The organism is Stenotrophomonas sp. SI-NJAU-1, from assembly GCF_020883215.1.
GTDB lineage: Bacteria > Pseudomonadota > Gammaproteobacteria > Xanthomonadales > Xanthomonadaceae > Stenotrophomonas > Stenotrophomonas indicatrix.
The window spans coordinates 3,740,981-3,753,275 of the sequence record NZ_CP086598.1 but is presented as its reverse complement, the minus strand read 5'-3'; the positions used below and the strand labels follow the sequence as shown (position 1 = coordinate 3,753,275).

The following is a 12,295-nucleotide window of genomic DNA, read 5'->3' as shown; positions in this document are numbered from 1 at the left end:
ATCATTGCGGTTGCCGGCCAGGGGCCGGCACTACCGGACCTGGGGTTCCCACGGGAACCGCGGCAGGCTTTCCACCGCCTGTTCCAGCCGTCGCGACCAGTTCTGGTGGATGTCGGCATACAGCGGCGAATCGGCGCCCAGCCGCAGCTGCTGGCTGATCCGCAGTTCGCCGGCGCGCAGCAGCGCCAGGTCCACCGGCAGGCCCACCGACAGGTTGGAACGGATGGTCGAATCCAGCGAGACGATCGCCGTGCGTGCGGCATCTTCCAGGCGCGTGGACGGGGTCAGGATGCGGTCCAGGATCGGCTTGCCGTACTTGGACTCACCGATCTGCAGATAGGGCGTCTCCGGCGAGGCGGCAATGGCGTTGCCCAGCGGATAGACCATGTACAGGCCAGGCTGTTCACCGGCAATCTGTCCACCGAAGATCAGCGTCGCCTGGGTGTTCACCCCGTCGTGGCCATGCTCGGTGTGCTGGCTCTGTACCTGGCTGTCCACCAGCAGGGAGCCGACGTAGGCCGCAGCCTCGAACAGATGGGCCATGTCGCGCAGGTTCGGTGTGCGCCGCTCCTCGGCATCGCGCTTCAGTCGCGACACCAGCAACTGGGTCGTGGCCAGGTTGCCAGCGGCCATCACCACATAGGCAGCCTGGCCGGGATATTCGAACACGTGCAGTTTGCGGTGCACGCGGACATCGTCCAGCGCGGCATTGGTGCGGGTGTCGGCGGCGAAGACCAGGCCCTCGTCCACCTCGATTCCAACGCAATAGGTCATGTCGGTGCCCTATCATATGCGTCCCGGATTGTAGGCAGGCCGTTGTGACGATGGCATGCCCGCGCTCCACCTGATTGCCGTCACCGGAACCGCATGACCACCGTGCTCCTGAGCCTGGGCAGCAACGTCCATCCCCGCCGCTACCTCCACGCTGCGGTGGCGGCCCTGCGCGAGCGCTTTGGCGCGCTGCAGGTGTCTGCCGCCTACCGCACCGCTGCCGTCGGTTTCGACGGCCCGGCCTTCCTCAACAACGGTGTTGCCCTCGAGACCGACCTGCCGCTGCAGGAACTGGATGACTGGCTGCATGCGCTGGAAGATGCGCATGGTCGTGACCGCAGCGGCCCGCGCTTTTCCGACCGGACCCTGGACGTCGATGTGGTGTTCTATGGCGACCTGGTGGTGGAGGGCCCCGGCCATCTGCGCATTCCGCGCCCGGAACTGAAGCATGCCTTCGTGCTGAAGCCGCTGGCTGACATCGCCCCGGACTTCGTCGATCCGGTCAGCGGCCTGGACCTGGCCACGTTGTGGCGCGCGCACAAGCAGTTTGGCGAAGCGTTCGAGGTCGTGGACCTGGAATGATGGGTTGTTGTTGCCGCTGCGCTCGCCGGGCATGGCCCGGCGCTACCGGTGGTGCCGGCCGTTGGCCGGCAGCATTTCAGCTGACCGTACGCCCACCATCCACGCGCAGCGTGTGGCCGGTGACGAAGCTGGCCTCGGCCGCCAGCCAGTACACCGCTTCGGCGATTTCCTCGACCGTGCCGATCCGCGCCAGCGGCGTGCGCGCCAGCAGCGCCTCGCGGGCGAAATCGTCCTTGCCCTGTTCCGGCCACAGGATCGCACCGGGGGCCACCGCGTTCACCCGCACCTTCGGCGCCAGTTCCAGCGCCAGCGAGCGGGTCGCCATTTCCAGCGCCGCCTTGGCCATCGTGTAGGCGACGTGGTCGCGCATCGGGTCGGTGCCGTGCAGGTCGGTCAGGTTGACGATGCAGCCGTGCTGGCGGCGCAGATAGGGCGCGGCGGCCTGGGCCAGCAGCAGCGGCGCGCGCGCGTTGACCGCGTACAGCTCATCCATCGCCTGGGCGGTGACCTGGCCGAGCGGGGTGGGGAAGAAGTTGGAGGCGTTGTTGACCAGCGCATCCAGGCGGCCGAAGTGGGTGACCGCCTGCTCGACCAGATCGGCCAGGGCCTCGGCGTCGCGCAGATCGGCCTGCAACGCCAGCACGCTGCCGGGGCGCGCGTTGTCCAGGTTGAAGGCGGCCTGCTGCAGTTCGGCGCTGGAGGTATGGGCGTGCAGCACCACCGACCAGCCACAGGCGTGGAACTGGCGGGCGATGGCCGCGCCGATCCGGCGTGCGCTGCCGGTGATCAGGGCCACGGGGGCGGTGTCACTCATCGAGGGTCCTCCAAGGCTCGGCTATCCTGTGCACCATTGTCACCGCATTCGAAGACGCCATGCAGCCTACCTTCCCCCTGCCCGAAGCCGATGCCCTGGCCCACAGCGATCAACTGGCCGCCGCCCTGCGTGCCGAGATCCTCGCGCAGGGTGGGGCGATGCCGTTCTCCCGCTTCATGGAGCTGTGCCTGTACGCGCCGGGCTGGGGCTATTACAGCGCCGGCGCCAGCAAATTCGGCGGCAGCGGCGATTTCACCACCGCACCCGAGCTTGGCAGCCTGTTCGCCGGCAGCGTGGCCAATGCGCTGGCGCCGGTGTTCGGCCAGCTGGATGTGCATGCACGGATGCTGGAACTGGGCGGCGGCACCGGGGCCTTCGCCGAGGCGGTGCTGCTGCGCCTGGCCGAGCTGGAGGCGCTGCCGGCCCGTTACGCGATCCTCGAACCCAGTGCGGACCTGCGCCAGCGCCAGCAGGAGCGCCTGCAGCAGAACCTGCCGCCTGAATTGGCCAGCCGGGTGGAATGGCTTGATCGTCCGTTCGAGGACGACTGGGACGGCGTAGTGTTCGCCAACGAGGTGATCGATGCGCTGCCGACACCGCGCTTCCTCATCAAGGACGGCGAGGTATATGAGGAAACCGTCGAACTGGACGGGCAGGGCAACTTCATCCGGGGCGCGCAGCCGGCCGACCTCCTGCTCAACGGCGCGGTGCGCCATCTCGAACGCTATCTGCAGAAGCCCTTTGCCGACGGCTACCGTTCCGAAGTGCTGCCGCAGCTGCCGTACTGGCTGCAGGCGGTGGCCGGTGGCCTGCGGCGTGGCGCGATGCTGTTCGTGGACTACGGCTACAACCGGGGCGAGTTCTACCAGGAAGAACGCGATGACGGCACCGTGCGCGCGTTCTACCGTCACCACGTGCACAACGAGATCCATCGCTGGCCGGGCCTGCAGGACATCACTGCGTCGGTCGATTTCACTGCCATGGCCGAGGCCGGCCTGCACGGCGGTTTCGAACTGGCCGGCTACTGCAGCCAGGCCAGTTTCCTGCTCGGCAACGGCCTGGACCAGGTACTGACCCTGGCCGAGGAGCGCACCGATGAAGTGGGCCGCATCCAGTTGCGCGACCAGGTGAAGAAGCTGACCCTGCCAACGGAGATGGGCGAGCGTTTCCAGGCCCTTGGCCTGCAGCGCGACGTTGATTTCGAACCGGCCTTCGAACTGGGCGACCTGAGCTGGCGCCTGTGAGTGCAGCGTTGCCGGTGATCAAGCCGCTGCGGCGGCCACGACTGTGGACCGCGTTGTGGGTGTTGGCGGTGCTGACGGTGATCGTGGTCTGCCTGATTCCGCCGCCGCCGATCCCGCTGCCGGAAAACAGCGACAAGGGTGAGCATTTCCTGGCTTATTTCATCCTGGCCGGAAGCGCGGTGCAGCTGTTCCGGTGTGGCCGCCCGCTGCTGTGGGTGGGTGCTGGCCTGGTGCTGATGGGCGTCGGCATCGAGTTCGCGCAGGGCGCGTTGACCAGCAACCGCATGGCCGATCCGATGGATGCGGTGGCCAACACCGTTGGCGTGTTGGCGGGGATGGCTACCGCATTGACCCCGCTGCGCGACATGCTGCTGCGCTGGCGGGGGTAAGGCAGCCAGGCATGGCCTGGCGCTACGGTAGATCCACGCCATGCGTGGATGGATCTCGCCGGCGCCAACCAAGGTTGGCGTCTACCAAGGCAGCCAGGCATGGCCTGGCGCTACGGTAGATCCACGCCATGCGTGGATGGATCTTCCCGGCGCCAACCAAGGTTGGCGTCTACCAAAGCAGCCAGGCATGGCCTGGCGCTACGGTAGATCCACGCCATGCGTGGATGAATCTTCCCGGCGCCAACCAAGGTTGGCGTCTACCAAGGCAGGCAGGCATGGCCTGGCGCTACGGTAGATCCACGCCATGCGTGGATGGATCTCGCCGGCGCCAACCAAGGTTGGCGTCTACCAAAGGCAGCCAGGCATGGCCTGGCGCTACGGTAGATCCACGCCATGCGTGGATGGATCTCGCCGGCGCCAACCAAGGTTGGCGTCTACCAAGGCAGGCAGGCATGGCCTGGCGCTACGGTAGATCCACGCCATGCGTGGATGAATCTTCCCGGCGCCAACCAAGGTTGGCGTCTACCAAGGCAGGCAGGCATGGCCTGGCGCTACGGTAGATCCACGCCATGCGTGTCCGCCGCTATTTCCCCAGCGTCACCTCATCCAGCACCCACATCGCCGGGCGCGTGTCGCCGGTGAAGTTGATGCACAGATCACCCGTGCCCAAGGTGCCCTTCGGCAAAGCCGCACGCAGGGTCACGAAGCCGTCGGCATCGGTCTGCGCCGGCAGCGGCACCTGCGCCAGTACCTTGCCGGTGCAGTCACCGCGGCGGATCTGCATTTCGCCGTGCGCGCTCCGGGCCTTTTCGAAGCGACGCTTCGGCTCGTCGTGGGCCAGCTGGAAGTAGTACGGAATGCGGCCTGCGCGCACTTCCACGCTGCCGATGCCATCCAGCTGTGCCTGCGGCCAACGCCAGCACGGCTGGAAGATGTCGACGGTGAACACCGCACGCGCACCTTCGCGCGGACCATCATCTTCCAGGCGCAGGACAAGGCCCTTCTCGCCGACGCAGCTGCGCAGTGCTTCGCTGTGCCGCGACAGCAGCGACTGCGCGGTGTACGCCGCCACCGTCGGCTTCGCGGCCAGCGGCTTGCCCTGGTAGAAGGCGGCAGCCTGCACCGTCGCCGGCAGCGTGGACGTCAGTGGCTGCCGGTACAGCGGCGATTGCGCGGTCACCGGCTTGCCGTCGCTGCTGTAGCGCACTTCATAGCCCAGAGGATTGGCCAGCGACACGGTCACCGTGTTCGCCGCGCGGTCATCGGTGTAGGCCACGCCTACTTCGAACGGCGTCTGCGCGTAGGCCAGGCCCCAGGCCTGATAGCGCTGCAGCTGCGAGGGCAGGCGGGCCAGGAAGTCGCGGAAATCGCGACGCTCCGGCGTGCTCCAGCCGGTCTCGGCCACGGCGGCCAGGCGCGGGAACAGGTTGTGCTGCAGACGCGCGTAGGTGCGCGTGTGCTCGGTGAACATGTTCGCCTGCAGGCCGAGAATGTGCCCGCGCTTGTCGGCGGCCAGTTCGGCCGGCACCGGTTCGTAGTTGTAGAGCTTGGCCAGGTTCACCTGCGTCGGCCGGCCCGGCGGCTCGTTCGGCGAGGCCGTCTGCAGGTAATCCAGGTACAGGTGGCTGACCGGCGACATCACCACATCGTGGCCGGCGCTGGCCGCAGCAAGGCCGCCTTCGGTGCCGCGCCAGGACATTACCGTGGCCTGCGGCGGCAGGCCGCCCTCAAGGATTTCGTCCCAGCCGATCAGGCGACGGTCGTGTTGTTCCAGGAACGTCTCCAGGCGCTTGATGATGTGGCTCTGCATGGCCATCTCATCCTTGATGCCCAGCTCGCGCATGCGCCGCTGCACCTGTTTTGATGCCTCCCACTGGTCCTTCACCGCCTCGTCGCCACCCACATGCACATACCTGGCCGGGAACAGGGCGACGACTTCTTCCAGCACGTTTTCCAGGAAGGTGACGGTACCGTCCTCGACGTTGAACAGGTTCGGGAACACGCCCCATTCGCTCAACGGTTTCAACGGCGCGTCGATCGTACCCAGTTCCGGATAGGCGGCGATGGCAGCGGTGGCGTGGCCGGGTACATCGATCTCCGGAATGACCTGGATATGCAGCTTGGCGGCGTAGGCGATCACTTCGCGGATCTGGTCCTGCGTGTAGAAGCCGCAGTACGGATGCTCCTTGCCACTGACCGGATCGATGCCGCCATCACCGGCCGGAAGGCGGCAGCTGCCGACTTCGGTCAGCTTCGGGTAGCGCTTGATCTCCATGCGCCAGCCCTGGTCGTCGGTCAGGTGCCAATGGAAGGTATTGAGCTTGTGCGCGGCCATCGCATCGAGCACGCGCTTGATCTCGTCCAGGCTCTGGAAGTGCCGTGCCGAGTCGAGCATGAAGCCACGCCAGCTGAAGCGCGGCGCATCCTGGATCTGCACGGCCGGCAGCACGCCGTTGCTGCCGCCGGTGGCGAGCTGGGCCAGGGTGGTGGCGCCGTAGAACAGGCCGGTCTCGTTGCCGGCCTGCACCAGCACGCCCTGCGCGGTGCTTTCCAGCGTGTAGCCCTCGCCGCTGTCGCGGAAGGTCGGCACGATCTGGAAGCGGATGCTGTTGCCCTTGGCGGAGGCATTGCCGTTGGCCATGGCCAGCCGCGGCCCACCACTGCGCGCCAGCAGGTCGGCGAACTGTGCGGCCACGCGCTGTGCGGCTTCGCCATCGGCATGCAGCACGGTAGCGGCGCCCACGGTGATGCCCGCGCCGTTGCCGCGCTGCACGTTGGCCGGTGCGGGAATCAACATCAGGCTGCCGGCGCGCAGCTGCGGGCCAGGGCCGGTATCGAGTGCCGGGGCATCGGCGGCCCAGGCGGCGGGAAGCAGCGCCAGGCCCAGCAGCATGCCGGCAATGGGAAAGGGTCGCATCATCTCACTCCTGTGGTGGGCGGCTCGCTGTGCCGCGCGTGGCCGCCGCGCAGGCGGCGTTTCCAGACTCCCATCGTACGACGGGCCCGGAAATCCGGGCCCGTCGCGATGTGCAGCTGGGTGCAGGCTTAGAACTTGAAGTGCAGGGTGGCCATGTAGCGGCGGCCGCTCTTGTACTTGCCGGCCAAGTGTTCCTTGTCGCCCAGGTACTGGAAGTAGGTTTCGTCCAGCAGGTTCTGCGCATCCACCGTCAGCGACCAGTTGTCGTTGAAGGTGTAGCCGAAGCTGGCGCCCAGTTCTGCGTAATCGTCCACGCTGGAGGGGGCCGCGCCGGCCACGTAGCCGCCGGCCAGATAGCTGTCACGCCAGTTGTAGGTCAGGCGCGCATTGATCGGGCCCTTCTCGTAGTACGGGCTGAACGCAATGGCATTGCGCGACTGGTACGGCAGCGGGTCGCCGGTGTTGTTCTCGCCGTTGGCGTAGGTGTAGTTGCCGGTCAGGCCGAAGCCGCTTTCACCGAAGGGCTGCTGGAAGCTGATGTTGAAGCCCTTGACGTGGCCGCTGCCAGCGTTGCGCGGGCGCTGGATGCTGTAATCGCAGTAGCCATCGGCGGTGCAGCCGTTGCTGCCGACGATATTGGCCCAGGTGGCAGGCGAGGTGTCGCGGATCGAGTTGTACTGGCGCTCGATCGTAGCCGAGGTATCGATGTAGTTGTCGATCTTCTTGTAGAACACCGACCAGGCCACCACGGCCTGCGGCGCGTAGTAGTACTCGGCGGAGGCGTTGAAGTTCCACGACTCATACGGCGACAGATCGGCGTTGCCGCCCGAACCGGTCAGGGTGGTGTCGTTGAGGAAGGTGTTGTTGACCATCTGGTTGTACGGCGCCCAGGCGATCACCTTGGCTGCAGCAAAGCGGAACACCCAGTCGTTGTCGGTGTCCCAGGCCACGTTCAACGACGGCAGCACGAAGTCTTCCTTTTTGGTGCGGGTCTGCCACTTGCTGTCCAGGTCGGTCAGCGAGGGCGTGCCACCGTAGACGAAGCCGCTGCCTTCGGTCTTGGAATCGACGTAGCGCACGCCCAGGTTGCCGCGCAGCGGGCCGTTGGAGAAGTTCAGCTGCGCATAGGCGGCATTGTTGGTCTGGGTCAGCGCCCAGCTGTTGTTGAGGTAGCTGGCCGGATCGGGGTTGCTGTAGTCGATAGGGCTGTTGCGCACCCAGTTCAGCACGTTGTTGCGGCCGGCCTGCACGTGGCGGCCCTGGTCGGGGGTGAAGCCCTGGATATCGGTCAGGCCGATGGTGCCCACGTCGGCCAGCGTGCCCGGGGTGACGCCGCCATACACGTTGAGGGTGAAGGCTTCATCGTGCTTGCCGTGGCGCACGCCGAACTGCAGCTGGTTGAAGATGCTGTCGAACTGGACGTTGAAATCGAGCTGGGCGTAGGTGTCCTTGCTCTCGGTGGAGAACACGCCGTTGTTGCCGAACCAGCCACCGGCCGAACCCCAGTTGGCCGGATCGCGCGCGCCGGCCGGATCGTCGAAGGTGATGCCCTTGTCCATGTTCCAGCTGTAGCCGCCGTTGTAGAACGGCTCGATGAAGTACTGGGCCAGATTCTTGTTGTCGGACTTGCTCTGGCCGACCTGACCGGTCATGCCCCAGCCCTCGCCCTTCCACGCGCCGCGCAGGTCCACGCCCTTGGTGACCACTTCGGACAGGCGCACGTTGTTGTCATAGATCAGCGTACCGCTGTTGGCGGTGGCGCTGGCGTTGGAGTGGCCGCTGGTGGCCACGCCATTGCGCACGTCGCCAAGCTGGTTGACTGCGTTGACGGTGCCCGGGTTCCAGGTCAGGAAGGAATAAAGCGACTGGTTGTAGTTGTCGAACTTTTCCTTGATGTACATGCCGCTGAGGTTGAATTCCAGTTCATCGGTCGGCTTGAACTGCAGGTTGACCACGGCACTGTCACGCTTGCGCTCCTGCTGGAACCAGGCGGCGTTGAAGGAATTGGGCACGTCCACGTCGGCGGCCACGCCGGTGGCATTGGGGAAGGTGCTGGCCTTTGTGTAGCCGAACACTTCCTTGCCCTGGCGGTCGACGGCTTCTTCGTAGTGCTGGGCCGACACGGCCACGCCGAAGGTTTCGTCGTTGTTCTTCCAGCTGTACAGCACGGCGGCGTTCGGCTTGCCTTCGCTGGCCTGCTGGCTGTAGCTGTAGCCTACCGAGGCGGCCACTTCGTTCTGCTTCAGGTCCAGTGGCTGGCGGGTATGCATCAGCACGGTGCCGCCGAGGCTGCCTTCGGTCAGGCGCGCTTCGGACGACTTGAGGATCTCGGCGCGGCCCAGGATCTGGGGGGCCAGCAGCGTGTAGTCGAAGCCGCGGTTGGGTTGTTCGCCGTACAGCCAGATCGCCTGCGCCACCGGGTGGTTGTCGAGGAAGGACAGGTTGAGGCTGGGGTCGGTGCCGTCGATGCTGACGCGCTCGCCTTGGCCGAAGCGGCGGTCGAGGGTCACGCCCGGGATCTGCGACAGTGCTTCAGCAACGTTGGTGCTGGGGAACTTGCCGATGTCCTCGGCAGTGATCGCTTCGGACACACCGACGTTGTTGCGCTTGGTGTCCAGCGACTTTTCCAGGCTGGCGCGGATGCCCACCACCTGCACGGTGTCCAGGTCCTGCGGGCTCTGGTCCTGTGCGTGCGCCGAGAAGGCGAGGCAGCCGACGATGGCTGCCGAAAGCAGAGTCTTGCGGGTATTCATGATGTCTCTCCTCATCACTCGTTGGGTGCCGGCGGCGGCATGCGGATTGCGATTACGGCATGGAACGGAACGACGTGCTGCGATTGCGTTGAAGCCGATTGCAGGTTCAGGCGTCGGCGTGGAGCAGATACCAGCTGGCAGCGCCGATCACGCCCAGCTGTCCGTGCTCGACCACCTTCACCGGGATGCGTGCCAGCGCCTCGCCCATCGGCCCCTTCTGCAGGTAGCGTTCGACGAAGGTGCTGGTGCGCAGGTACTCGCGGATCTGCGGCAGGATCCCGCCGGCCAGGTACACCCCGCCGTGCGCGCCGTAGAACAGGGCCATGTCGCCGATGGTGCTGCCGAGCAGGCCGCAGAACACATCCAGCGCCTGCCGTGCCAGCGGATCGGTGCCAGACATCGCCGCAGCGGTGACCGCATCGGGGCTGGCCAGCGCCGGTGCCTGCCCCTGCAGCGCGCAGATCGCGCGGTACAGGTTCATCAGGCCGGGACCGGAAAGGGCATGTTCGATCGACACGTGCGCGCGGTCGCGCTGCATGTGGCGGACGATCGCCATTTCCAGCTCGGTGCTGGCGGCCAGGGTCGGCTGGCCGGCCTCGGTGGCGAGCACCACCGGGCCGTTGGCGGTGGGAATCCACAGCGCTGCGCCCAGGCCCGTACCGGGGCCGACCACCAGGGTCGGGCCGCGCGGCGCCGTTTCCGGGCCGCACAGGTGCAGCACGCCGCTGGCATCGACCTGCGCGGCCGCGTAGGCCACCGCTTCGAAGTCATTGACGATGTGCACCCGCTGCAGGCCGAGGTCGGCCTCGATCTGCCGCGCCGACAACGGCCACGGCACATTGGCGGTGATCACCGTGCCGTCTTCGCGGGCGTAGCCGGCAGTGGCGACCACGCAATGCGACGGGCGCGGGCCTTCGGCCAGGAAGTCGGCGAGGATCGCGCTGAGCCCGGCGTGGTCGGCGTTGCGGTACTTGCGGTAATCGAGCACCTGCACCGGATGGGCATCGTCGCCGCTGGCCTGGACCCGGGCGACACGCACATGGGTGCCGCCAACGTCGGCAGCCAGGAACGACGGCGCGACGCGGGACAGGACATGGGCCGGGGCGGGATGGCTGGCGGTCACGCGGGCTCCTGCTGCAGGTGGGGCCGGCCCTGGGAAGGGCAACGATGGAGCCGGCGATTGGGCGGAGTCTGTAACCGCGTTGACAACGATGTCAACGAGTTCGTGACACTTTCGTTGCTGCGCCGCAACGAATGCAGATCGCCGTAAACGTTTACATGGCGTGAGTACTGCATCCCGGGCGGAACCGTTGCAGCAAGGGGCTTCAAGGGCCAAGCGCATTCAGCGGATGGCCGTGCAACGCGCTTGCGCAGTGCAACATGAGGTGTGGTGACTCGTGCAGGGAAGTTGACAGAAGTTGACAAACGGTCGCTGTCCATCGAAAGAATGTGACAACGTTGTTCCCAGCCACTCTCCGACGCCGTGTTCTGCGGCCGTCGCCGCAGGAGCCTTCCTGATGTCAGCCGTCCCCGCTGCAAGCGCACGCCCGAACGTGGCCTCGTCCATCGCCATCGTCGGCGTGCTGTTCTTCCTGATCGGCTTCTTCACCTGGCTCAACGGCCCGTTGATCACCTTCGTCAAACTCGCCTTCGAGCTGAGCGAGGTCGGCGCCTTCCTGGTGCTGATGGTGTTCTACCTGTCCTACTTCTTCCTGGCCCTGCCGGCGTCGTGGATCCTGCGCCGCACCGGCATGAAAAAAGGCCTGAGCCTGAGCCTGCTGGTGATGGCCGGTGGTGCGGCGTTGTTCGGTGAATTCGCCACCCAGCGCTGGTATCCCGGTGCACTGGGCGGCCTGTTCGTGATCGGTAGCGGCCTTGCGCTGCTGCAGACCGCGATCAACCCGTACATCTCCATCCTCGGCCCGATCGAAACCGCCGCACGGCGCATCGCGATGATGGGCATCTGCAACAAGATCGCCGGCATCCTTGCGCCGATATTGATCGGCACCCTGGTGCTGCATGGCATCGGTGATCTCGACGCTCAGGTGCAGGCCGCCGATGCGGCCACCAAGGCCACGCTGCTCAACCAGTTCGCGGCCAAGATCCACGCGCCGTATCTGGCCATGGCTGGTTTGCTGGTGCTGCTGGCGGTGGCGGTATTGTTCTCGCCGCTGCCCGAAATCAAGGCTTCCGAGGCCAATGCCACACCGGCCGGCGTGCCAGGCAAGGCCGAGCGCAGCAGCATCTTCCAGTTCCCGCATCTGTGGCTGGGCGTGCTCTGCCTGTTCGTCTACGTCGGCGTGGAAGTGATGGCCGGAGATGCCATCGGTACCTACGGTCATGGCTTCGACCTGCCGCTGGACCAGACCAAGATGTTCACCGCGTTCACCCTGTTTGCGATGCTCATCGGCTACGTGGTCGGCCTGGTGTTGATCCCGCGAGTGGTCTCGCAGTCGCGCTACCTGACCGTCTCGGCGGTACTGGGCGTGCTGTTCTGCCTGGGCGCCTTCTTCACCCACGGCTATGTGTCGGTCGCCTTCGTGGCACTGCTGGGCTTTGCCAACGCGATGATGTGGCCGGCGATCTTCCCGCTGGCGATCCGTGGCCTGGGCCGCTTCACCGAAACCGGTTCGGCGCTGCTGGTCATGGGCATCGCCGGCGGCGCGATCATTCCGCAGCTGTTTGCCGTGCTCAAGCAGCACATCGACTTCCAGCTGGTGTTCCTGCTGCTGATGGTGCCCTGCTACCTGTACATCCTGTTCTACTCGGTGGTCGGCCATCGCGTCGGCCTGCCGCAGGACAAGGGCTGATCGGCGATGATGGAC

General features: G+C 66.2%; 9 protein-coding genes. 4 read left to right on the top strand and 5 right to left on the bottom strand.

The genetic code is table 11. The annotated features are described in order from the left end of the window. Window positions 1-30: 30 nt before the first annotated feature. Complete coding sequence (locus LMF57_RS17000) at window positions 31-774, bottom strand: 20S proteasome subunit A/B (RefSeq protein ID WP_229290270.1); 744 nt, start codon at window positions 772-774, stop codon at window positions 31-33. 93 nt (window positions 775-867) lie between these two features. On the opposite strand from LMF57_RS17000, the gene folK reads away from it, so the two are divergent. Next, on the top strand, window positions 868-1,353 hold the full coding sequence (gene folK / locus LMF57_RS16995) for a 2-amino-4-hydroxy-6-hydroxymethyldihydropteridine diphosphokinase (RefSeq protein WP_025878692.1): 486 nt from the start codon (window positions 868-870) through the stop codon (window positions 1,351-1,353). Between the two features lie 76 nt (window positions 1,354-1,429). On the opposite strand, the gene LMF57_RS16990 is transcribed toward folK, so the two are convergent. Then, window positions 1,430-2,167 (bottom strand): pteridine reductase, encoded by a 738-nt coding sequence (locus tag LMF57_RS16990; RefSeq protein WP_229290269.1) that lies wholly within the window; start codon window positions 2,165-2,167, stop codon window positions 1,430-1,432. 59 nt (window positions 2,168-2,226) lie between these two features. Here LMF57_RS16990 and LMF57_RS16985 point away from each other — a divergent pair, with 59 nt between their 5' ends. Continuing rightward, window positions 2,227-3,411 carry an SAM-dependent methyltransferase gene (locus LMF57_RS16985; RefSeq protein WP_229290268.1) on the top strand — a complete coding sequence of 395 codons (1,185 nt, stop codon included), beginning with the start codon at window positions 2,227-2,229 and terminating at the stop codon, window positions 3,409-3,411. Next, a complete protein-coding gene (locus LMF57_RS16980; RefSeq protein WP_229290267.1) occupies window positions 3,408-3,800 on the top strand; it encodes a VanZ family protein in 393 nt (130 codons plus the stop codon). Before LMF57_RS16985 ends, LMF57_RS16980 begins: the two co-directional genes overlap by 4 nt. A gap of 583 nt (window positions 3,801-4,383) precedes the next feature. Here the strand turns inward: LMF57_RS16980 and LMF57_RS16975 are convergent. From LMF57_RS16975 to LMF57_RS16965, 3 genes are all read right to left on the bottom strand, one after another. After that, the gene (locus LMF57_RS16975; protein ID WP_229290266.1) at window positions 4,384-6,720 is read right to left on the bottom strand and encodes a family 20 glycosylhydrolase; all 2,337 of its coding nucleotides are present in this window, start codon (window positions 6,718-6,720) and stop codon (window positions 4,384-4,386) included. A gap of 125 nt (window positions 6,721-6,845) precedes the next feature. After that, window positions 6,846-9,470, bottom strand: a complete 2,625-nt coding sequence (locus LMF57_RS16970; protein ID WP_117311395.1) for a TonB-dependent receptor — start codon at window positions 9,468-9,470, stop codon at window positions 6,846-6,848. A gap of 106 nt (window positions 9,471-9,576) precedes the next feature. Then, window positions 9,577-10,593, bottom strand: coding sequence for a glucokinase family protein (locus LMF57_RS16965; protein ID WP_208082321.1), 1,017 nt, complete (start codon window positions 10,591-10,593; stop codon window positions 9,577-9,579). Between the two features lie 394 nt (window positions 10,594-10,987). Here LMF57_RS16965 and LMF57_RS16960 point away from each other — a divergent pair, with 394 nt between their 5' ends. Next, the gene (locus LMF57_RS16960) at window positions 10,988-12,280 is read left to right on the top strand and encodes a sugar MFS transporter (protein WP_229290265.1); all 1,293 of its coding nucleotides are present in this window, start codon (window positions 10,988-10,990) and stop codon (window positions 12,278-12,280) included. Window positions 12,281-12,295 lie beyond the last annotated feature (15 nt).

Coding starts and splice junctions, on each gene's coding strand:
- LMF57_RS17000 (WP_229290270.1), bottom strand. CDS start 774: ATGACCTATTGCGTTGGAATCGAGGTGGACGAGGGCCTGGTCTTCGCC.
- folK (WP_025878692.1), top strand. CDS start 868: ATGACCACCGTGCTCCTGAGCCTGGGCAGCAACGTCCATCCCCGCCGC.
- LMF57_RS16990 (WP_229290269.1), bottom strand. CDS start 2,167: ATGAGTGACACCGCCCCCGTGGCCCTGATCACCGGCAGCGCACGCCGG.
- LMF57_RS16985 (WP_229290268.1), top strand. CDS start 2,227: ATGCAGCCTACCTTCCCCCTGCCCGAAGCCGATGCCCTGGCCCACAGC.
- LMF57_RS16975 (WP_229290266.1), bottom strand. CDS start 6,720: ATGATGCGACCCTTTCCCATTGCCGGCATGCTGCTGGGCCTGGCGCTG.
- LMF57_RS16970 (WP_117311395.1), bottom strand. CDS start 9,470: ATGAATACCCGCAAGACTCTGCTTTCGGCAGCCATCGTCGGCTGCCTC.
- LMF57_RS16960 (WP_229290265.1), top strand. CDS start 10,988: ATGTCAGCCGTCCCCGCTGCAAGCGCACGCCCGAACGTGGCCTCGTCC.